At 45.4% G+C, this 22929-nt stretch carries 18 protein-coding genes; 13 read left to right on the top strand and 5 right to left on the bottom strand.

Annotation, left to right across the window (positions count from 1 at the left end):
• The first annotated feature begins 8 nt into the window (after positions 1–8).
• From cysW to JEZ96_RS04580, 6 genes are all read left to right on the top strand, one after another.
• Positions 9–875, top strand: coding sequence for a sulfate ABC transporter permease subunit CysW (gene cysW / locus JEZ96_RS04605; RefSeq protein WP_014610041.1), 867 nt, complete (start codon positions 9–11; stop codon positions 873–875).
• On the top strand, positions 872–2002 hold the full coding sequence (locus JEZ96_RS04600; RefSeq protein WP_011790428.1) for a sulfate/molybdate ABC transporter ATP-binding protein: 1131 nt from the start codon (positions 872–874) through the stop codon (positions 2000–2002). The genes cysW and JEZ96_RS04600 overlap by 4 nt, the downstream gene beginning before the upstream one ends.
• A 324-nt stretch (positions 2003–2326) precedes the next feature.
• Positions 2327–3502 carry a formate-dependent phosphoribosylglycinamide formyltransferase gene (gene purT, locus JEZ96_RS04595; RefSeq protein WP_061783014.1) on the top strand — a complete coding sequence of 392 codons (1176 nt, stop codon included), beginning with the start codon at positions 2327–2329 and terminating at the stop codon, positions 3500–3502.
• A gap of 250 nt (positions 3503–3752) precedes the next feature.
• Positions 3753–5477, top strand: coding sequence for an RluA family pseudouridine synthase (locus JEZ96_RS04590; RefSeq protein ID WP_061783015.1), 1725 nt, complete (start codon positions 3753–3755; stop codon positions 5475–5477).
• A 154-nt stretch (positions 5478–5631) separates the two neighbouring features.
• Positions 5632–7113, top strand: a complete 1482-nt coding sequence (locus tag JEZ96_RS04585) for a DUF3142 domain-containing protein (RefSeq protein WP_128090157.1) — start codon at positions 5632–5634, stop codon at positions 7111–7113.
• Positions 7103–9376 (top strand): hypothetical protein, encoded by a 2274-nt coding sequence (locus tag JEZ96_RS04580; protein ID WP_025008570.1) that lies wholly within the window; start codon positions 7103–7105, stop codon positions 9374–9376. Before JEZ96_RS04585 ends, JEZ96_RS04580 begins: the two co-directional genes overlap by 11 nt.
• 69 nt (positions 9377–9445) lie before the next feature.
• Here the strand turns inward: JEZ96_RS04580 and JEZ96_RS04575 are convergent, their stop codons facing one another.
• The 5 genes from JEZ96_RS04575 to JEZ96_RS04555 all read right to left on the bottom strand — a co-directional run bounded on the left by JEZ96_RS04575 (position 9446) and on the right by JEZ96_RS04555 (position 13716).
• Positions 9446–10399 carry a D-2-hydroxyacid dehydrogenase gene (locus JEZ96_RS04575; RefSeq protein WP_061783017.1) on the bottom strand — a complete coding sequence of 318 codons (954 nt, stop codon included), beginning with the start codon at positions 10397–10399 and terminating at the stop codon, positions 9446–9448.
• Positions 10400–10423: 24 nt separating this feature from the next.
• Positions 10424–11062, bottom strand: a complete 639-nt coding sequence (locus JEZ96_RS04570) for an outer membrane beta-barrel protein (RefSeq protein ID WP_011790436.1) — start codon at positions 11060–11062, stop codon at positions 10424–10426.
• A gap of 41 nt (positions 11063–11103) precedes the next feature.
• On the bottom strand, positions 11104–11892 hold the full coding sequence (gene djlA, locus JEZ96_RS04565) for a co-chaperone DjlA (RefSeq protein ID WP_061783018.1): 789 nt from the start codon (positions 11890–11892) through the stop codon (positions 11104–11106).
• Between the two features lie 66 nt (positions 11893–11958).
• Positions 11959–12636 carry an N-acetylmuramate alpha-1-phosphate uridylyltransferase MurU gene (gene murU, locus JEZ96_RS04560; RefSeq protein ID WP_011790438.1) on the bottom strand — a complete coding sequence of 226 codons (678 nt, stop codon included), beginning with the start codon at positions 12634–12636 and terminating at the stop codon, positions 11959–11961.
• Complete coding sequence (locus JEZ96_RS04555) at positions 12637–13716, bottom strand: aminoglycoside phosphotransferase family protein (protein ID WP_025008568.1); 1080 nt, start codon at positions 13714–13716, stop codon at positions 12637–12639.
• Between the two features lie 116 nt (positions 13717–13832).
• On the opposite strand from JEZ96_RS04555, the gene lptD reads away from it, so the two are divergent.
• The 7 genes from lptD to JEZ96_RS04520 all read left to right on the top strand — a co-directional run bounded on the left by lptD (position 13833) and on the right by JEZ96_RS04520 (position 22888).
• Positions 13833–16130, top strand: a complete 2298-nt coding sequence (lptD, locus tag JEZ96_RS04550; RefSeq protein ID WP_014610034.1) for an LPS assembly protein LptD — start codon at positions 13833–13835, stop codon at positions 16128–16130.
• A 243-nt stretch (positions 16131–16373) separates the two neighbouring features.
• Positions 16374–17678, top strand: coding sequence for a peptidylprolyl isomerase SurA (gene surA, locus JEZ96_RS04545; RefSeq protein WP_011790441.1), 1305 nt, complete (start codon positions 16374–16376; stop codon positions 17676–17678).
• A gap of 6 nt (positions 17679–17684) precedes the next feature.
• Positions 17685–18671: a 4-hydroxythreonine-4-phosphate dehydrogenase PdxA gene (gene pdxA, locus JEZ96_RS04540; protein WP_011790442.1), complete on the top strand. Its 987-nt coding sequence runs from the start codon at positions 17685–17687 to the stop codon at positions 18669–18671.
• Positions 18672–18686: 15 nt separating this feature from the next.
• Positions 18687–19493 (top strand): 16S rRNA (adenine(1518)-N(6)/adenine(1519)-N(6))-dimethyltransferase RsmA, encoded by an 807-nt coding sequence (gene rsmA, locus JEZ96_RS04535; RefSeq protein ID WP_011790443.1) that lies wholly within the window; start codon positions 18687–18689, stop codon positions 19491–19493.
• A gap of 51 nt (positions 19494–19544) precedes the next feature.
• Positions 19545–19925: a Co2+/Mg2+ efflux protein ApaG gene (apaG, locus tag JEZ96_RS04530; RefSeq protein WP_025008566.1), complete on the top strand. Its 381-nt coding sequence runs from the start codon at positions 19545–19547 to the stop codon at positions 19923–19925.
• Between the two features lie 21 nt (positions 19926–19946).
• Entirely contained in the window at positions 19947–20771 is an 825-nt protein-coding gene (locus tag JEZ96_RS04525; RefSeq protein WP_011918815.1) for a symmetrical bis(5'-nucleosyl)-tetraphosphatase, read from the top strand.
• Between the two features lie 95 nt (positions 20772–20866).
• Complete coding sequence (locus JEZ96_RS04520; protein WP_128090158.1) at positions 20867–22888, top strand: methyl-accepting chemotaxis protein; 2022 nt, start codon at positions 20867–20869, stop codon at positions 22886–22888.
• Positions 22889–22929: the final 41 nt, after the last annotated feature.

Below are 22929 nucleotides of genomic sequence, written 5' to 3'. Positions count from 1 at the left end.
GAGCGAATATGAACTCATTTAAACCCTTAAGAGTCGGTGAAGCGCCCCTAATCAAATGGAGCCTTATTACCCTCGCCGTGCTCTTAGGCTTGCTATTGTTACTATTGCCGCTGGTGAGTATTTTTCAGCAGGCGTTTGCTGGAGGTTTGGAGCGCTATATTGGGCACCTAACTCAGCCGGATTCGCTACATGCGATTGGTTTAACGCTGATGGTGGCAGCACTGACAGTGCCCATCAATTTAGTGTTTGGCGTCATGCTGGCGTGGAGTGTGACTCGCTTTGAATTCCCCGGTCGCAAGTTACTGATCACGCTAATTGATATTCCATTTGCGGTCTCCCCTGTCGTCGCAGGTTTGCTCTATTTGCTGCTCTATGGCAACAGTGGCTGGCTGGGCGAATGGCTATATGAGCACGATCTGCAGATCATGTTTGCTTGGCCGGGAATACTATTAGTGACCATTTTTGTCACTTGCCCCTTTGTAGCCAGAGAACTGATCCCATTGATGCAACAACAGGGCGCATCGGAAGAAGAAGCCGCAGTGATCCTCGGCGCGTCATGGTGGCAACTCTTTCGCCGCGTGACCTTGCCCAATATCAAATGGGCACTGATTTACGGTGTGATCCTCACCAATGCCAGAGCCGTAGGAGAATTTGGTGCTGTTGCTGTAGTATCAGGTAACATTCGCGGCGAAACCAATACCTTACCTTTACATGTGCAATTACTGTACGAAGATTATCAGGCCGAAGCCGCCTTCGCGAGCGCGTCACTACTGGCCCTGATCGCCCTATTTACCCTAATGCTAAAAGCCGTAGTGGAATGGCGGCAACAACGCAGTTTAACCGCCAATGACAATAAAGAGCAGAGCCAATTATGAGTATTCGTCTTACTAATATTTCCAAGAAATTTGGCCAATTTCAGGCGCTTTCCCCCCTTAATCTCGATATTCAAGAAGGGGAAATGATAGGTCTACTGGGGCCATCTGGTTCAGGCAAAACCACACTGCTGCGGATTATTGCTGGTCTTGAAGGAGCCGATAGCGGACAAATTCAATTCGGCAACCGAGATGTCACCCAAGTGCATGTGCGTGAAAGACGCGTGGGTTTTGTGTTTCAAAACTATGCGCTGTTTCGCCATATGACGGTCGCCGATAACGTCGCCTTTGGGCTCGAAGTTATTCCTAAAAAACAAAGACCTTCGGCGGCAGAAATCCAAAAACGGGTCAGTCATTTACTCGAGATGGTACAACTCGGTCACTTGGCACAGCGCTATCCCGAACAACTTTCGGGTGGACAAAAACAGCGCATTGCGTTGGCCCGTGCATTAGCAACCCAGCCAGAAGTCTTGCTACTGGATGAACCCTTTGGCGCTTTAGATGCTAAAGTGCGTAAAGAACTACGCCGCTGGCTACGCAGCCTGCATGACGAATTAAAATTCACCAGCGTGTTTGTAACCCACGATCAGGATGAGGCGCTTGAGCTTTCAGATAGAGTGGTTGTGATGAGCAATGGTCATATAGAACAGATTAATACACCTGCTGAGCTATACTCGCACCCCAATAGCCGCTTTGTGTTTGATTTTCTGGGTAACGTCAATGTCTTTGAAGCCAGTTGGCAACAAAAACGCTGGGAAAATGGTCAAGCATTTTTAACACCTCCAGAACAGCAAGCACTGCAGCAAGATGGCGCGCTCTATGTCCGCAGTCACGAATTGGCGCTATCAGACAAGCCTAACAGTCAGGCCAATTTGCCGTTCAATATTGTTGCCATGACCCCCATTGGCGCCGAAGTGAGACTGGAATTAGCCCCACTCGGCTGGCATAGCGAAGAACCATGGGAAGCCAAATTTACCCACCATCATCTGCAGGAACTCGGGTTGCAAAAAGGCAGTGTGGTTTACGCTACCCCAAGAACAGGTTACTTCTTTGGCGCGCAGGGTGAGAGTTCACCTATTCGTCAAAGCTGGCCATTCCTACCACCAGGTAGCCTTGCTTTTGATATCTAAGCCTTTATAGCCATATTCATTCGATGACCGCGTTGGTCTATCACAGTGTTATGATGCGACCAACGCCATCGGTATTAGTTAATATAATGCCTATGTGTTTTCGGTTTTCATTATCTGTTATGAAACGAAAAGTGAACATAAACAGCCCAGTGAATCAGATTCTTACGACTTCCCCCCCAAATAAGCCCGCCGTTAATCCCTTAAATAGCTTGATCAAAAACACAGTTGTCAATTTCAGTCTCATGTTTTGCCAGCAATCGAGGTAAACTATGGCGCAAGAACGTCCTCAGGCGTCAATTATCCCAATATGAAAGGTACCCACACATGATAGGCACTCCCTACACAGAGGGCGCACGACGCGCCATGTTGCTCGGCTGCGGTGAACTTGGCAAAGAAGTCGCCATTGAACTGCAACGCTTAGGCGTTGAAGTAATTGGTGTTGACCGTTACGCCAACGCCCCTGCCATGCAAGTCGCCCATCGATCCCATGTGATCAATATGCTCGATGCTAAAGCGCTGCGTGCAATCATCGAATTAGAAAAACCACACTTAGTCATCCCAGAGATTGAAGCCATCGCCACCCAAACCTTAGTGGAAATGGAAGCCGAAGGCGTGAATATTATCCCCACTGCCCGCGCAACTAAACTCACGATGGACAGAGAAGGTATTCGCCGCCTCGCCGCCGAAACCTTAGGTTTACCGACTTCACCCTACTTTTTCTGTGATACCGAAACCGAATTTAATCAAGCCATTCGCGAAATTGGTGTGCCTTGTGTGGTTAAGCCGGTCATGAGCTCATCGGGCAAAGGCCAGAGCGTTATTCGCGATATCGCCCTAAGCCATAAAGCGTGGCAATATGCCCAAGAAGGCGGCCGCGCTGGCGGTGGTCGTGTGATAGTCGAAGGCTTTGTTCCCTTCGATTATGAAATCACCCTGTTAACGGTCAGCGCTGTGAACGGCATTCACTTTTGTGCCCCCATTGGTCACAGACAGGAAGATGGCGATTACCGTGAGTCATGGCAGCCACAAGCCATGTCCGATGAAGTGTTAGCAAAATCCCAAGCGATTGCGAGCAAAGTCGTCGAAGCCCTTGGCGGTTATGGATTATTTGGCGTAGAGCTATTTGTTAAGGGCCATGAAGTGTATTTTTCTGAGGTCTCACCAAGACCCCACGACACAGGCCTAGTCACACTCATCAGCCAAGATTTATCGGAATTTGCCCTGCATGTTAGAGCGATTCTCGGCCTGCCTATTCCCAATATCCACCAGCATGGCCCAAGCGCCTCGGCGGTGATTTTGGCCGAAGGCACCTCAAGCAATATTCGCTATCAAGGGATTGGTGCGGCATTAGAAGCGGTCAACACTCAGCTTAGATTATTCGCCAAACCCGATATTGATGGTCGCCGCCGTTTAGGTGTCGCGCTTGCCCGTGATATCGATATCGACAGCGCAATCTGCAAAGCACTCGATAGCGCCAGTAAAGTGAAAGTCATCTTTTAAGCGGGTTTAACCGTTTAAAATTGGCTTTAAGCACAAGCGACACATCAAAGGGAAATGCGCTTTAATGCCATTTCCCTTTTTCAACACAGAGCCGCACTAATAAAAAGTGACGGCCCAAAATCGACAGTCCCAAATCGACAGAGTAAACTAACGCCCTTTCTTGCTAGCCCTCATCTTAAGTTGTGGCTTAACTCAGATAATTAACTCCGATAATTAACCCAGACAAGTAAAACCAACAGTAGACCCCAATATGCATCTTCAGCCTTCTTGCTTTACCTCTTTCACACAAGCCATTGATGCCTATGCCCTACCGCAGCGTTTTACCTTTCCTTTCTATTACGAACCGCATCCACTGTGCGTGATCGCTGCCAACGAATTACAACGCCACCTTGAGACGCAAAACGACTGGCAACATAACTTTGGCCTCACGGGTGAGTTAACCGGTGCCATAGGTAAAATGTTTGGTGTGCTTTTAGTACAAGATCCGCAGGGCGAAGTAGGCTATTTGTCGGCATTTTCGGGTAAGTTAGCCGAGCAAAACCATTGGCCACGCTTCGTCCCACCCGTGTTTGATATGCTGGCTAAGGATAATTTTTTCCACGCCGAAAATCTGCAAATCAACCAAATTAACGAGCAGCTACTTGCAGTAGAAAATCACCCCGATATTCCTCGGCTATCGAGCGAACTCAACGCTGAGCAAGCTCAAGCACAAGCCAAGCTTGCCGCCCACAGGCAAGTGATGATCGACGGCCGTCAATCGCGCAAGACGCAACGCCATCAACTCGCAGTGCAATGGGCTGCCAATCCAACTGATGAGACATTGCGTGAAAACGCAGTAACTGAAGCCAAGCTCAGCCAAGAAAGTATCAATGAAAAGAATCAGTTAAGAGATATTAAACACTATTGGGATGAACGCATTAATGCCGTTAGCCAAGCGTTAACTCAACTCACAGATAAACGTGACGCATTAAGACTACAGCGTAAACAGCTCTCGGCGGCGCTGCAGCAAAAGCTGTTTGAGCAGTATCGTTTTTTGAATATTCGCGGCGCAGAAAAAAGCCTTAACGGCATATTTAACGGGACGGTTGAGTTAACCCCGCCCGCAGGCTCGGGAGAATGTGCTGCCCCTAAGTTGCTACATTACGCTTTTAAACATGGTCTTAAACCATTGGCGATTGCCGAATTTTGGTGGGGCGCACCGCCAAAATCAGAAATTCGCCAACACAAACAGTTTTATCCCGCCTGCCTGCGTAAATGCCAACCTATCTTGGGGCATATGCTCGACGGGCTCGTCGTCGATGATAATCCTCTACTGACGAACCCCGCCGAAGGCAAAACCTTAAGCATCCTCTACCAAGACGAGGCGATGGCGATTGTGAACAAACCCGCCGAGTTTTTATCCGTGCCCGGAAAAGAGATTGAAGACTCAGTGTATTCGCGCATGCGGCAAACCTTTCCTAATGCCACCGGGCCGCTTATCGTCCACAGGCTCGATATGTCGACCTCGGGATTAATGGTGATCGCACTGACAAAAGACGCCCATAAACAGCTGCAAAAACAGTTTATCCAGCGCACAGTGACTAAGCGTTATGTGGCACTTTTAGCAGGAATTCCTACAGCAATGGCAGATAAGCAGGCTGCGGGACAAATCTCTTTACCCCTACGTGGCGATTTAGACGATAGACCGAGGCAACTGGTTTGCCATGAGTTTGGCAAAGCGGCCCAAACCCATTGGGAATTAAGCCATATCGATGAAATGGCATGTACAGCCCGCGTGTATCTATTTCCTAAAACAGGCCGAACCCATCAACTCAGAGTGCACTGCGCCCACTCTGAGGGGCTAAATACCCCCATTGTGGGTGATGATCTCTATGGCACGCGTGCTAATCGGCTGCATCTCCATGCGGATTTATTGATGCTTCAACATCCCGTCACCCGTGAACAGATGCGCTTTCAAGTCGATCCCGAGTTCTGATTTTTACCTTACGAGAAAACCAAGCTTAAGATGTGATATCAAATGATTGAAGTTTAAGATTTGATGTTTAATGCAGGATCTTTGACCACAATGTACAAGCGGCATTTTTCAGGCATAGTAATGCCTCATTCAACATGGAATTCATAGCAGTAGCATGGAATATCTGATTAAAAAAATTAAGCAAAATCAGTGGCTATTATGTGCTTTGTTGTGCGCTTCAGTATTTGTAAGCGCCTGCCAGCCTACATCGAACTCCAATGAAATCACGGCTAGCCCAAATACTAGTGCCGCAGCAAAAGCCGCTGCAGAAGCAACAACGCTTCGAGCGCCACTTTCGCAGGAAGTCTATATCTGGCAGCGCCAATGGCGCCCCGCCAATCAAACGGCATTAGTGCAAAGCCAAGGTATATTCCAAGGATTACGTATTTTAGCATTGCAGGCACACCCTAAACCCAATGGCGCAGATATTTGGTTTGAAGTCGCGGTCAACCATGCTTGGCTGCAAGCCGATCCTAGGCCTAAAATCGCTGTGGTGCGTTTAGATGGCCAATTCATCCATTTAAATGATGAAGAAGTGATTAATAAAATCACCCAAGTACTCGCAAATTGGCAGGCAAAAGGTACGCACATCGCGGGCGTTGAAATCGACCACGACAGTGCCAGTAGCAAACTCCCCGCTTATCACTACTTTCTTAAAAAGCTGAAAGCGCAGCTACCCGCAAAACTCAAACTCAGTATTACCGCTTTGCCCGCTTGGCTCAGTAGTGCCGATTTCCCCGCATTATTCAGCAGTATTGATGAACTGGTGCTGCAAATTCATAGCGTAAGCGACCCTCGTTTGGGATTATTTGATGCTGAACAAGGTTGGCAATGGGTACAACAACTGTCAAAAATTAGCGCTGTGCCTTACCTTATTGCACTGCCCGCCTATGGTTCTGCTGTCATCAGCACAGCTTCTGGTTATAAAGTTGAGAGTGAAACACCACTGCGCGATCAACGCCAATCAGCCAATGCAGTACAGGAACTGATGGCCGATCCTCAAATGTTACAAGCCTTTGTGCAAAAGCTTCAAAACCAAACAGATGAAAAGCTCAAAGGCATTATCTGGTTTCGCTTACCGCTCGAAGGGGATAAAAGAGTCTGGCCACTTAGCACCTTAATCGCCGTTGCACAGCAAGGTGTACTTACACCTAATATTGAGCTTGAGATCAGAGGGAAAACCACGGCATCCAACTTCATGGAGCCTAACCTTAATGATGGGAACACGCCCAATAAAGACGAAGCGCAGTTATATCAACTGATCCTGATTAACAAAGGAAATATTGCCGGCTCGCTCCCTCGTATTTTGTCTCTAGCGGCGCAAGCTTGCAGCGGGTATGATGCGCAAAATGGCTACAGTGTCAGCAAGATGCAAGGACAACTCTCATGGCAGTTAACAACTGAGCTTGCAGAAACGCCTAAAAATAAAAGTTCGCCAATCGAGAGTGCTGCGCCTTCAATATCAACACAAGCCCACTCACTCTCTAAAATACCTAATACAGAAATTCAACAGTACATGCTCAATCCTGGCGGCCAAAAAGTGATCGGTTGGGCACGTTGTGAGTCATTACATTTACAGGGAATTTATGCGCCATAAGCTAAATACATCATCTAAAGTGGCAAAACAAAACCGCGCTTTTATGCTAAAAAAAACCACACTCCTGTGCTTGAGCCTGTTTTCTCCTATGCTCTTGGCCTGCGGCCCCGATTTTCCTTTGCAATTAACGCAGGACAGACAGGGGAATTTAATTTATCTACCGCAAACCTCTTTTAGCCAACAACTAACATCGCTTGCTAAGCCTTTACCTTGGCAGTATCAAGATGCCGCAGCATCGCAAGAGTATCTCTGGGATGAGGTTAATCATCGCTACCTATCTCAAACTCGCGCCTTTGAACATACCGAGTTAAGCGAGGCCCACTTAGCCCAAGTAAACACGCTACGTAATGCACAAGGTCCTGTAGAAGCGGAGCAAATGGCGACAGAGCTAGATCAAATGCTGCCTCAAGCACTCATCTGGTACACCTTAGGTGCAGTGGCATTTGATGCAAAAGATTATGATCGAGCGAGCCGTTATTTTACCAAAGTGATTGAGTTGCCGGAGCAAGAACGTGCCTCACGAAGCCTATGGGCGCTCTACTCCCTTTCACGGATAGAGCTTATCTTAAGTAAAACCTCGTCCGATCCTGAGCATTTTAATCGTGCTAACGCTTACCTGATGCAATTGCAAACCGAAGTGGCCCAAGGCGCTGCCGATCCGCTTCGTTTAAGTTTATCGAGCCTAGGTGAGCAGGCCTATATTTTACTGCATCAAGGCCAAGCCTTATCCCAAAGTGCAGATACTGATGAACCCCATACGACTCGACAAGTCACCCTTGATCCTGCGGCCTTGGATAAGGCCATTGCGCTTTATGCAACACAATCGGCGCAAGGTGATAGCAGCGGTTATGATTCATTATTGATGCTAAGCCGTACACTGATGACTAAGGAAACGGCAGAACTTAAACCACTCTTACAACAAGCTAGTATTCAGCAATTATTGATTGCCTACTGGCAAAGCAGCACCAATGAATTTGCCTATGATGGGCAATTGTCTGAGATGGGATTAAAGATAGCGAGCATCCTTAAAGTCTTTCCAACGGATGGATTACAACTGACTCAGGGCGATAAATTAGCGGCGATTTATTACCAACTAGGTGACTATGCAAGTGCCGAACGTTTATTGGGGCTTGCCCCCAAAAGTGGTCTCAGTTGGTGGCTCACGGCAAAATTAATGCTGCAAAAAGGCGATAAAACTGAAGCGGCTAAAGCCTATGCTCAAGCTGTACACCACTTCCCAGCGCAAAACACGCCAATAGCGACGGATACCCAAGAGACTCAGCAGCAAGCCATTCATGCCGATGAAGAGCAAGCCACTTATTGCCGAATTCGTGCAGAACAAGGGGTATTATCGCTAGAGCGCGGTGAATATATCGATGCCTTACAACAACTGCTCGCAAGTGGTAACGAATACTGGCAAGACATTGCCTATGTCGCCGAGCGTGTGCTGACCACGGCTGAACTTAAACAATTTATCGATAAACAAGTGCCGTCTATCGCATTCGACTATCCCAAAGATAGCGACTGGTACGACAGTATAGAGCCGATTAATAACCAATTACGTTATTTACTTGGTCGCCGCTTATTACGTGAGGGTGCACTAAAAGAAGCACCTGCTTATTTCCCAAATCCCAATATGAATGCGAGCGCGCAAGCCTATGGCAAGGCACTCACGACAGCCCAACATGCAAAAGGGATAGAAAGTGCTAAAGCCTACTGGACAGCGGCAGAACTTGCTCGCCACCAAGGGATGGAAATCTTAGGATTTGAATTAGCACCAGACTACGCTATTTACCAAGGTATGTTTGACTTAACAGGTTGGAATGAGGCCGCAAAACTGGCTGAGCAAGAACAACAACGCATCAATGCCAGCCAAGCGATTCCCGATAAACGCTTCCATTATCGTTATCAGGCCGCAGAGCTGGCAAACAAAGCTGCAGACTTAGTGCCCCATAACAGCCAAGCCTATGCCGCACTGCTTTGCCAAGCCACAGGTTGGATATTGTATCGGGATAATGAACTGGCCCTGCGCTACTACCAAAAGTACGTCGCCAATGGCCCCTTTGTACCTTGGGCTGAGAACTTTGGTTTACAGTGCCAAACGCCCGATTTCGACAGTGCCATAAAACGAGAACAAGCGAATCAAGCCGCCAAATGGAATGCGCTGTACCACAAACTGAAAAAGCCAGTCGTATTTGGTCTATTGACAATCACAGGCTTGATGGGTGTTTGGTGGATACGTAGAAGAAAGACGAAACACTAAAAGTTTATTGACGTCTTTCTCTCTTTAAATGCCGAGCTCATGGCAAAAGAGAGAAAGACGTATATTGCTTTACCTGTTTACACAGTTAATCACTTCACCCTTTAAAAAACCGTTCACATTCGCCACGGCAATATTGAGTAGATTTTGCCGTGCTTCTTTTGTTGCCCAAGCATTATGCGGACTGATGCTGATATTAGGCACATGCAACAATGGATTATCTGCGCTGGGTGGCTCAGTCGATAACACATCGACACCTGCAAATAACTTGCCTTGCATCAGTGCATTAGCCAGTGCAGGCTCATCAATTAATCCGCCGCGCGCTGTATTAATCAGCAGTGCTTTAGGTTTCATCAAGGCGAGAGTTTGCTGATTGATAAATTGCTCAGTTTGCGGCGTGAGCGGACAATGGAGCGAAACAATATCAGACTCACTAAGGACGGTATCACGTTCTGCCCACATGACACCTAAAGGTAAATCCTCACGCACCGTTCGGGTATGCACGAGCACTTTCATACCAAACGCAAGGGCAATTTCCCCAACCTGCTGACCTATATCCCCATAACCTATCAAGCCTAAGGTTTTACCCTTTAAGGATTGCAGCGGCATTAAGGTAAAGCAAAAATCCTGACAATTTGCCCACTGACCATCGACCACTGCCTGATGATGAGCCGCTACCGCTTGGGTATGGTGCAATATATGGGCAAAAACCATTTGGGCTACTGCATCAGGCCCATAGGCTGGCACGTTAGTCACCACTATGCCTTGCGCCTTTGCAGCGGCTAAATCCACTACATTTGTGCCCGTTGCCAACACTCCGATATATTTAAGCGCTGGAAGCTGCGCAAGAATATCGGCATTGAGCGGGGTTTTATTCGTCAACACCACCTCGGCATCTTTAGCCCTTGCGACTATATCTTGTCTCGCTGTACGAGGAAAACATGTCAACTCACCTAATTCACTTAAGGCATGCCAGCTCAAGTCGCCAGGATTAAGGGTTTCACCATCAAGTACGACTATCTTCATAGCGCTCTCCTATTAAATCTGTTTTTAAAAACTCACTTTTATGCCCAAGTTAGCTTGCACTTGCCACATCACATCCGAGGTAATATGCCAAAGGCATTCATCTTCATTACAAAAAAGTGACGAATCACTGTCGATAAACGTCGCATAGCCACGCACATCGGCAAATAATCCCAAATGTGATGTGACTTTATATTCAACTCCGCCGCCAATTCCCATCGAAAAACGCGTCTCAGTCGACCAACCATCAGGCATCATGCGGGTAATACCAGCACTGGCGGTAATGTAGGGCTGAACATCGCCACGGGGAAAATATAAAGTCCCCCCTAAATGGATGTAATCTAAATCGAGTGATGTTAGATAGTCAGGGCTAAATAGACCGCCACTTTTTAATTCAGAGGCTTGGCGGCTATATAAGAGATAAATATTACCAGGATCATTCGTGCCAATACCGAGCATGAGGCCGTAATGACTAGACTCTTCAATGCGAACACTCCGCTTATCTCCCGTCTGGTCTTTATTAACGTCAATTTGATTAACATCAAATTGACCACCACCGAGGCTATACCCACCATAGGGAGCAACAAACATGTCAGTATCAGCCTTAGCAGATAAGGCCATAGGTAATAAGCTTGCCAACAGCAACACACTACGAGTGTTTATCATTATGAATTCCTTATCTTTTATAAAACCGAATTCAATCAAGGCTAACGCATACCACGCTCAGTCTTGACTCTGTCATACGCTGCCTGAATATCCTGCGCCTTACGGTTTGCCAACTCCATCATCTCAGGGGGTAAACCTTTGGCTATCAACTTGTCAGGGTGATGTTCATTCATCAATTTACGATAAGCCCGTTTTACCTCTTGATCACTGGCCTCTTGGGTGATGCCAAGCAAATGATAGGCATCGGTGATAGAGGTTTTATTGCCATTTGAGGTTTGATGGAAACGATATTCCGCCTGCCAACGCTTTAATAATTCATCTAATTGTCCACGACCATAACCGAGTTCTTGGGCGAGTGTCATCAAAATCCCATGTTCTGCGGCATCCAATTCACCATCTGATAACGCAGTTTGAATTTGGATTTCCATAAACATCTGTACCAACTCTTTGCGTCCCATGGTCACAGCACGGAAAGCTTGTAGGCTGCTACGTAAATCAAAATCGGCGGCCTTACCCTCACGAAACGATTGCTGAGCCTCCTTACGCGCTTCCCCCGTAAGACGTAATTGATCCATCAATAATGTGGCAATACGAATATCGGTTTCAGTCACATGACCAGAAGCCTTAGCCACATGCCCCATCACCGCGAAGGTAGTATTAAAGAAGATACTTTGCCGGTTTTTGGCTTGCCCAAGGATCTGGCTTAAACTTCCCCCAGAACTGGCACGTTTATCATAAAGATGACCAAGCCATAGACCGAGCAGCGCACCGAAGAACCGACCAAACATAAATCCAATCACAAACCCAAAAAACTTACCCCAAAGACGCATCTTATTTCCTGATCTTAATAATATATTTTTGTGTCAGCCTGCACCAAAGGAGCAAAGCCTATTAATTTACTTGCTATCCAGCAAGGTTAACTCGAGGGCTTGTAAACGCGGCACAGTGCCTACATCACACCAAAATCCTTCGAACATAGCACCACTCACTCGGCCTTGGGCCATATGTGATCGCAATAACGGTCCTAAAGCAAAGGCCCCTTCTGGGGTCCCATTAAATAAGCTAGGACGATAAATACCTAGGCCAGAAAAAGTGAACTTTGTGCTCCCTTGTTCACTGACCCTATTCCCACTTAAAACAAAATCACCTTGGGGGTGCTGCTCAGGATTGGGGACTAGCCATAGGTGAGCAAAAATATCGTTCTCAAGCACTGGTAAAGGCGGTAAAGCATCGATAAATACATCACCGTTAATCACTAAAAAGGGCGCATCACTTCCGTCTTCGCACAAAAAAGGTAAAGCGCGTTTAATACCGCCTCCCGTTTCAAGTGCATTATCTTCCGCGCTATAACGGATATTGGCGCCAAGGGCACTCCCATCCCCCAGCGCTTCAACTAATTTATGTCCGAGCCAAGCATGATTAATCACTATATCGGTAATCCCCAACGCTACCAATTTTTCAATGTGATAAACAATGAGAGGCTTACCTAATACTGGCACTAATGGTTTAGGTACAGTGTCAGTTAATGGTCTTAAGCGCTCGCCCCTTCCTGCCGCTAGGATCATGGCTTTCATTCATTGCTCTCTCTTAGAATAAGCCGCATCGAATGCAGGTAAAACTCGCGCCTGCAGCCATAGTGCAAAGGGCGTTAGTTCAGGATAAATATTTGCAATGTCAACGATGTAGGTAAGTGTTAATGGAATATCTGCCATATAAGCAGGTTTATTATCACGATAATGTAAGCGAGCAAATATTCCCACCGCTTTGATATGGCGTTGCAACCCCATCAAATCAAACCAGCGTTGGTACTGACTCAAAGGTGTACCAACAGGTATAAACCCGTGCGCTAAGGCTTGCTGATAATGCTGCACCATTAACTCTGCCACTAAGGTCTGTGGCCAGCGAATATAACAATCACGCAGGAGTGAAACAGCATCATAGGTCACAGGGCCTATAACGGCATCTTGAAAGTCGATAACAGACAATGCCTCACCTTGGAGCATTAAATTGCGGCTATGGAAATCACGGTGCATCCCCACCTTAGGTTGAGATAAAGCATTGTCCACTAGAATATCAAAGCTTTTATTGAGTAATAGAACCTCATCATCATTGAGTGAAAGCTGTAGATGAGTCCCAAATAACCATTCAGTGAAAATATGTAATTCCCGACGTACAAAAGCCTCGTCATACAGCGGTAAGGGTTGAGTTAACCTCGTATCAGGACAGGTACATTCAACCACCGTCGCAATCTTTGGTAATAAACTAAGTGCACTCTGGTAATAATCACTCACATTATCCAATGTAAGTACCGATAACAGTTGGATATCCCCAAGATCGCTCAATAACATAAACCCTTGAGTTTCATCAGCGACAATCACTTTTGGAACTGTCAATCCCACTGCACTGTAGGCCTGCGATAACGCAATAAAAGGGGCAATAGGCACAAGATTTGGTGGAGAATCGGCGGCAATAAAGCTCGCGTCTGCGGTTGTTACCCGAAAGTAACGTCGAAAACTCGCATCACCAGAAATCAACACAGGTGTGACATCATAGGAAAAATAACGATTCAGCCACTGATTAAGGGAAATAAATCTCGGATCGGATAAAGTCATTTCATGGCTCTTAAAGAAAAATTGCTTTATTATAGCTGGCATATAATTTGGAAACAGCTAAGAAATTGAGAGATTTATTTAGCCGTGTTGCACTTGTACTTTGCAACTTTCCCCATCGATACTTGTCCAGACTAAGAAATCATTATTATTGACCTAAGATGCAGATCCGTTACTTTCTGGCCCTGAGCCTGTTACCGCAATTAGTCCTGGCAGACGAATCTCCTACTACGACCGCATCCCAATGCGTCATTGAACCGCCAGTACCAAGAATTGAATCCCACACTGAGGGAATGAGTGCGGCTGAACTCAATAAAATTCGTATTATTTCTGACAGTTCCAATGCAGAAATGAACAAACAAGCCATTTTTAGTGGCAATGTCGTCTTTAGCCAAGGAGACCGACATATCGCTGCTGATGAAGCGATTCTGAACCAAGAGACTCAGCAATTTGATGCCAATGGCAATCTCGTGTTTCAAGACAGTAACTTCACTGTTACAGCACAGTCCCTACAAGCTCAGATGCGCTCTAATCGCGCCACGTTGGAAGGCGCTAAATACTGGCTACATGGACAACAAGTGAATGGTGATGCTGAAAAATTGCAAATCACCATCAACAATAATCTTATTTTAACCAATACTAATTTTACCACTTGCCCTCCTGACAATGTATCTTGGCTGCTTGAGGCCGAGAAAATCAAAATCAACAGTGAAGAAGAGTGGGGGGAAATTTGGAATGCCAAAGTAAGAATCGCGGGGGTACCTGTATTCTACATTCCCTACATGACAATCCCTGTTTCTGATAAACGTAAATCGGGTTTTCTCTATCCTAGCTTTAGTACAAGTACGACGAGCGGTTTTGAAGTTTCAGCCCCTTATTACTGGAACATTGCGCCAGAATACGATCTCACATTCACGCCTAATTATATGTCTAACAGAGGGATATTCACTAAGACTGAGTTCCGCTATCTGGCCGGAGATGCTCAAAATGGCCGCTTAAACTTAGAATATTTAGGCAATGACCAATTACTCAGTAGCCGACCTAATCGTTATTTATACAACTGGCAGCACCAAGGCGCTATTGATAAGCATTGGCGGGTAATGAGTAACTTTACTGAGGTGTCAGATAACAACTATTTTAATGATTTGAAGTCAGATGTTAACCGTGCGACCGATAATCAACTATCCCGAATTGGGGAAGTGAGTTACTTTGAAAACAATTGGGATTTAAGTACCCGAGTCCAAGATATTAAAGTCCTTGGTGAAGAAGAAAAGCCTTATCAAGTCATGCCACAGGTTAACTTTAACTTCAGAGCGGCTGATTTTTGGAGCAACCTAGATTTTGGTTTTAATTCTGAATTAACTAATTTTGCCCATCAGGATAATGACGTTAACACCGCGACACGTTTGCATATGGCCCCCAGTATCACCTTACCTATCCATGGTCCCTCTGGCTCACTGACTAGCCAAGTCAAATTAATGCAAACCAATTATTGGCAAACGAATCTCGATCCAAATAAAAATCTGGATGACAGTATTAATCGAACCATTCCACAGGTACGGATTAATGGTCAGATCAACTTTGAACGTTTTACTGAGTTATTTGAGCAAAATTATCGCCAAACACTTGAACCACAATTTCAATACCTCTATGTAGGATATGAAGATCAACGAAATATCGGCATTTACGATACTGCCCAATTGCAAGACGACTACTATGGTCTATTCCGTGATCGCCGCTTCTCAGGCCTTGATCGCATCGCAGATGCCAATCAGATGACGCTCGGTGTGACCACCCGTCTCTTTGATGACCACAACCAAGAAGTCACTAAATTCAGCCTTGGGCAAATTTTTTATTTAGAAGACAGTAAACTCGGCCACGAAGATAGTATTTTTGAGCAAAATCAATCGACTTCTATACTTGCTGCCGAATTAGATACTCGTCTCACTCAAGACTGGTACTTAGGTGCTGCAATTCAGTACGATACCAATACCAGCGATAATAAAAAAACAGAGGCAACCCTAGACTTTAGGCCCGAAGCCAACAAATTACTGCAGCTTAGTTACCGCTACGTACCCGATTTGCTGAACTCAAATACCAACGATCTCGCCAATATCTCCCAAGCGGGAGTACGTGCAGCTTGGCCCATCAATGACAGTCTCTATTTTGTGGGTAACTGGTACTATGATCTCAATGAAAACCGCAGCGTCGAAACCTACACAGGTTTTCAATATGAGTCTTGCTGCTATGCACTTCGACTCAGCTACCACTATCGAATAAAAACTAATTACGACGACAATATAGGCTCATCTGCTATCGACAGTCGCGAACTGTTTGAAAGTGGTGTGTATTTTAATGTCATCATTAAAGGACTCGGAGGCTCTGGCCCACTCGGTGTCACCGATATGCTCAATGATGGCCTGTTTAACTACAGAAAACCGCTTTACCTGAGGAATTAGCAAAGAATTGTGATAGATTGCTGAACCTCAACAAGGACTGAGAGTCCAACTAGGTTACTAAGAGATAGCGACGGTATTAGTCAAGCTTGGCCTAGCGCCAATTTCAGCAGACAATGTCGTACTCTTTATCGAGTTGTCAGCAGATAAACATTTAGGCAACTCAATGTAATTTCGATATAAATGGTAAAGTTAACCCAAATAAGTTGTCGAACCTGACTTTAGAACGTGCCAAGGATTTTGTGGATGAAACCCAGTAAACATCTGATTTTTGCTTTATTTGCACTTGCGATTAGCCAACCTACATTGGCCGCACCTCAACCACTCGATCGTGTCGCAGTCCAAATTAACGATGGAATTGTGCTCGAAAGTGAAATCGTCAGCATGATTGGCACAGTAAAAGCCAATGCCAAAGCGGCAAATCAATCGTTACCTTCTGATAGTGCACTGCGTACTCAGGTTATTGAACGCTTGATTTTAACCCGTCTACAACTGCAAATGGCCGATCGTATTGGCTTACATATCGGTGACTTACAATTAGATCAAGCGATTGAAAACATCGCTCGTGAACAGAAAATGTCAGTCGCGCAAATGCAACAAAAAATTGAAAGTGAAGGCTTAAGTTTTAGTCAGTACCGTGAACAGCTACGTGAAGAAATCACCCTAGGTGAGATTCAACGCATTCAAGTACAACGCCGTATTCAAGTATCACCGCAAGAAATATCCAGCTTAGTGAAACTGATCCAAGAACAAGGTATGAAAGATGTGGAATATCAAATTGGCCATATCCTAATTGACGTACCCAACAACCCGACAAGTGAACAACTCGAAGCATCCAGCAAACGAGCCAATATCGTCCTTGAGCGTTTGAAAAATGGGGAAGATTTTCGCCGTACCGCTATCGCATCATCATCAGGGCCTAAAGCCCTTGAAGGCGGTATCTGGGATTATATGAACATCAACGAAATGCCAACGCTTTTCGCCGAAGTCCTTAGCGGAGCGAAAACCGGTGACATTATCGGCCCAATTAAAAGTGGCGCGGGGTTTCACATCATTAAGATCATGGATTCCCGCGGTTTACAAACGAAAGAAATAGAAGAAGTCAGAGCGCGACATATTCTGCTTAAGCCATCGCCAATTTTATCCGATGACCGTGCAAAAGCGATGCTTGAACAATTCCTAAAACAAATTCGTGCTGGAGAAGCTAAATTTGAAGATCTCGCCCGCCAGTATTCAGAGGATCCGGGCTCTGCGGCTAAAGGAGGCGAATTAGGTTGGGCGGATCCCAATATCTATGTGCCAGAATTTGCTCAAACGCTTAGCAGTTTAGCCATAGATCAAATCAGTGAACCTTTCCGCACAACCCACGGTTGGCATATCACTCAATTAGAAGAAAGAAGAAAAACCGATGCAACGGATCAGTTCAATAGCAACCGCGCGCACCAGTTGATCTTCCGTCGCAAATTTAATGAAGAACTGCAAAACTGGCTAGACGAAATGCGTTCAGACGCATACATTGAAGTCTTTCAGCCTGAGACTAACCGAGGTTAAGTAAAATTGACCACTAAACGCATTGCCGTTACCCCAGGAGAACCTGCAGGTATCGGCCCCGATTTAGTCGTACAACTCGCTCAACAGGCTTGGCCTGTTGAGTTAGTCGTTTGTGCCGACCCAGAATTACTCGCTAGCCGTGCAAAGCAGCTCGGTCTAACGGTCTCTTTTCGACCGTATCTACCAGATCAGGCTCCCCAACCTCAAGAAGCAGGCACGTTAACCATAGCCCCATTCAAATTGGTGAGTGCTGCGGTATGTGGCAAACTTGATGAACAGAATAGTCCTTATGTAGTCGAAACCTTGCGCTATGCGGGCGAAAGAAACATGAGCGGTGAATTCGATGCCGTAGTCACAGGCCCTGTACACAAAGGGATTATCAACCAAGCGGGTATTTCTTTTAGCGGACATACGGAATTTTTTGCCCATCAAGCCAACTGCCCAGATGTCGTGATGATGCTAGCAACACCCGGGTTACAAGTGGCGCTAGTCACCACCCACATCCCACTTGCCTATGTAGCAAAAGCCATTACTCGCCAACGGTTACAGCATATTATCAAGATTTTACATGCTGACCTTATCAGTAAATTTGGTATTGTTTCACCGAAAATTTATGTGTGCGGTTTAAACCCACATGCAGGTGAAGATGGACATTTAGGACGGGAAGAAATTGATGTGATCATTCCTGCACTTAACGAGTTGCGCGAAGAATATCAGATGAATATTGTCGGTCCATTACCAGCGGACACACTGTTCCAACCCAAATATTTACAGGACGCAGATGTCGTCTTGGCCATGTACCATGACCAAGGACTTCCCGTTCTCAAGTCACAAGGATTTGGCAAATCGGTAAACATTACGTTAGGTTTACCCTATATCCGTACCTCGGTTGACCATGGTACAGCGCTCGATCTCGCGGGCACAGGCAAGGCCGATATCGGCAGTTTTGTCTGCGCTCTGAATAAAGCCATTGAGTTATCCTCAAAAAACTAAACGATTACATTATTAATGAGCAACAAAGTACATTTAGGCCACACGGCCAGAAAGCGTTTTGGACAAAACTTTTTAACCGACGGCAATGTGATTAATCGTATTGTCGGCGCAATTGCACCTGATAATAACCATGTCATGGTGGAAATTGGTCCCGGTTTAGGCGCCTTAACCGAGCCCGTTGCAATGGCGGTCGATAATCTCACCGTAGTAGAACTGGATCGTGATCTGGTTGAACGCTTACATAAACACCCCGTCCTCAAAGACAAACTGACCATTCATCAGGGTGATGCCCTGCAATTTGATTTTAGTCAGCTCGTTGTTCCGGGTAAAAAGCTCAAAGTATTCGGTAATTTGCCCTATAACATTTCGACGCCATTAATGTTCCATCTGTTCGAGTTTGCCGAACAGATTGAAACGATGCACTTTATGCTACAAAAAGAAGTCGTCCTGCGTCTATCGGCAAGTCCGGGTTGCAAAGCCTATGGCCGTTTAACCGTTATGGCGCAATATTTTTGCCAAGTTGTCCCTGTACTCGAGGTTCCCCCCCATAGCTTTACGCCAGCCCCTAAAGTTGACTCTGCGGTTGTGCGTCTTTTACCCTATGCGGAAAAGCCATTCCCCTGTAAAGATGTTAATGTACTACGCCAACTCTGTACCACCGCCTTTAACATGCGCCGTAAAACGCTGCGTAACAATCTCAAGCATATGCTGAGCGATGCCGAGTTCGAACAGTTAGGGATTGATCAAAGCCAACGTCCTGAACAAATCAGTGTCGAGCAATATGTTGCAATGGCAAATATGATCTGCGATAGAAAGGCTTAGTAGTGTTATGTGTGGGCACACCCTGTGCCCAATATCATTGTAGGAATAAGAATGAGCGCATTGGACGCCTCAATTCGAGTTGAAGTTAAAACTGAATATATTGAGCAGCAATCCTCCCCCGAGGATGAAAAATACTTATTTAGCTACACTATCACGATTATCAATTTGGGCGAGCAAGCGGCAAAACTCGAGACTCGTCACTGGATAATTACAGATGCAAATGGCAATACCAGCGAGGTTCAAGGTGCAGGTGTCGTTGGCGAAACGCCCACCATTCCTCCCAATACGGCTTATCAATATACCAGTGGTACCCTACTTGATACTCCTCTTGGCATCATGCACGGTACTTATGGTATGGTCAGCGAGTCAGGGGAACGCTTTGAAGCGATAATAAAACCCTTCCGCTTAGCGACTCCAGGTTTATTACATTGATTTAACTGTAGAAAGGATATTGTGGCTCATTATTTTGTTGGTGATGTTCAAGGCTGTTTTACCGAATTACAAAAGGTACTTGAAAAAGTTGATTTTAATCCATCCCAAGATGAACTCTGGGCGGTGGGAGATCTTGTTGCTCGAGGCCCCGATTCTTTAGCCACATTAAGATTCTTCAAATCACTTGGTGATTCGGCTAAGACCGTATTGGGTAATCATGATCTGCATTTGATGGCAATTCACGGTAAGCTTAAACGTGATAAACCAAGTGACAATCTGAAAGCCCTTCTAAAAGCTGATGATATTAATGAGTTAATTGATTGGCTCAGGCAACAGCCGCTCATGCGTGAATTACCTGAGCAACAACTGATTATGACCCATGCTGGTGTGCCTCCGCAGTGGTCATTAGAAACACTGAGACAAGAATCAGCACTCGTTAGTCATGCACTCAAGCAAGATGACTATCTAGAGGCTTTAATAAGCCAAATGTACACAGATAGCGCAGAGCGTTGGGAACCAACGGCATTAGGCATAGCTCGATTACGTTTTTGCATTAATGCTCTGACTCGAATGCGTTATCTCTATGTCGATGGCCACCTCAATTTTGATTGTAAACAACCACCACAGGATTGTACTGATCCACAGTTACGCCCATGGTATGAATACACTTCTCCATTACGTCAAAGCCACACTCTAGTCTTCGGCCATTGGGCTGCACTGATGGGAAATGTCAACGATAAAAAATTAAAGGCTTTAGATACAGGGTGTTGCTGGGGCGAACACTTAACCCTATGGCATCTTGAAAAAGACCAAAAAATTACCCAAAAAAGGTTAAAAAAGAGTTAAACTAAAACGGCCTATGGTCGATAAACGATTGTGCACAGCCCTGAATTTAATCCCCTTTTCATTTGGAAAAAATATAATAATAATTGGAGTATCCTATGAAAGTTAATGTAGCCACCAGAGTTATTGGCGGATTTAGCATTGTTACACTTTTACTTTTATTGCTAGGATTTACCTCCTACTTAACGAATACCAGCCTTAAAGATAGTTCAGCGTTGATGCAAGAGTTAAGCTTACCAGCACTCAAAGCAACCAATCGTTTAACAGAAAGTTTAAGTGAGCAACAACGCCAAGTGTTAATCGCTTTTCATACTCAAAAATCAACGAACATCCCCAATATTCATAAAATCTTTGATGGTCATAGTACCCAATTTAAAAGTGAAATTAGCAATCTCACTCAATTAGTTCAAAGGCAAACCAATCTATCATCACTGATAACTCAACTGAGTAGTAGCTTCTCAACCTTCGAACATAACAGTTTAGCGATGTTTTCTGAGCGAGAGTCAGCTCTGAGTAAACAAGAGTTGCTTATCAACCTAAAGAAAAAACTCGAAAATGCGGCAGATGACGCTTCATCGACGCTACTCGATGTGATTGACCTTGAGAGCAGCCAAAATCCAGATATGCAAAGTATTGCAGCCTCTGCCAGCGCCATAGACACTAGCCTAGGCAATATTATTACCACCATCGCAGATTTAGTCACGAATGAAGAAACAAGTAAGCATGAGCTTATAGCTAAAGAACTCGATTACATTATCAGTGAAACAAAAAATAAACTTGAATATGTTAATCGTCACGCTCAAGGCATAGTCGAAGCCGATACATTACAATCCATAAATAATGATATTGGCAAAGTCTTAGCATTAGTCGAAGGCAAAGATTCAATGGTGGATCTTAAATCTAGCCAGTTAATTCATACTCAAGAGTCAATTAATAAACTCGCGATTATTGAAAAAGATGGAAAGATCATTGATGCCAATATGGAAGACGTTAGCAATAATATCGAACTTATCGCTACCAATACGAGTCAAGCAACGATGGCAGAAATTGATGCTGCCAGCCTGCGTATTGTTATCGTTGTGTTAATCGCTATAGTGGCAGCAATTATTATTAGCTTCGCTGTAGTCAATCCATTGAAACGCTCACTTCAGCAAGTTAATCATGCACTTAATGTCTTAGCCTCTGGCAATTTAACCCATAAATTGGACGATTCCGGCCACGATGAATTTGCAGAGCTGGCTAAAAACTGTAATAGACTTGTCGACAGCCTACGTAGTTTGATCATTGGTATTTTGGACCGTTCGAACCAACTTGCAGCAGCAGCGGAGCAAACATCAGCCATCACAGCGCAAACAACTTCGGGCATACAAGAACAAAAAAGTCAGGTTGATCAAGTTGCTACCGCAACTACTGAACTTAGTTCTAGTGCCCAACAAGTATCACAAAGTGCCGATGAAGCACTTGAGCAAATCAAACAGGCAGATCTAGAAACCCAACATATGCGCGCTATTGCGCAAGAGAATAAATTAACTATCTTAGCCTTAGCTGATGAGGTATCTAAAGCGGGATTAGTCATCAATAAAGTGCAATCGGATAGCGCCTCTATTGGCTCCATTCTTGATGTGATCCGTGGCATCGCAGAGCAAACCAACCTATTAGCGTTAAATGCGGCTATTGAAGCGGCAAGGGCTGGTGAACAAGGGCGCGGGTTTGCGGTTGTTGCCGACGAAGTGCGTAACCTAGCCTCTCGAACTCAAGTCTCTACCCGTGAAATTCAACAAATGATAGAAGTGTTACAACAGGGCGCGGAGCAGGCTGTAGCAGCCATGGATATGGGTCGTGCCCAAGCTAATGCTTGTGTTGAAAAAACCGAACAAGCAAATTTGGCATTAGAAACGATAAGTCAGTCTGTTCATAAAGCCTATGACTCTGGCACCCATATCGCGCATGCCGCACAGGAGCAAAATTTAGTCAGCCAACAAGTATCAGAAAAACTAGAACATATTGCTGCAATATCTGAAGAAACCGCTATCGGGGCAGATCAAACGGCTCAATCTAGCCACCAAGTCGCAAAATTAGCTGAGGAGCTTCAAGCTTCAGTGGGTGAGTTTAGAGTGTAACTAAGTCAGCCTTAATAAGGGTCGCACAAGCGACCTTTAAT

The organism is Shewanella putrefaciens (genome assembly GCF_016406325.1).
Taxonomy (GTDB): domain Bacteria; phylum Pseudomonadota; class Gammaproteobacteria; order Enterobacterales; family Shewanellaceae; genus Shewanella; species Shewanella putrefaciens.
The sequence above is the reverse complement of the archived record's forward strand: the minus strand, read 5'-3'. Positions and strand labels throughout refer to the sequence as shown.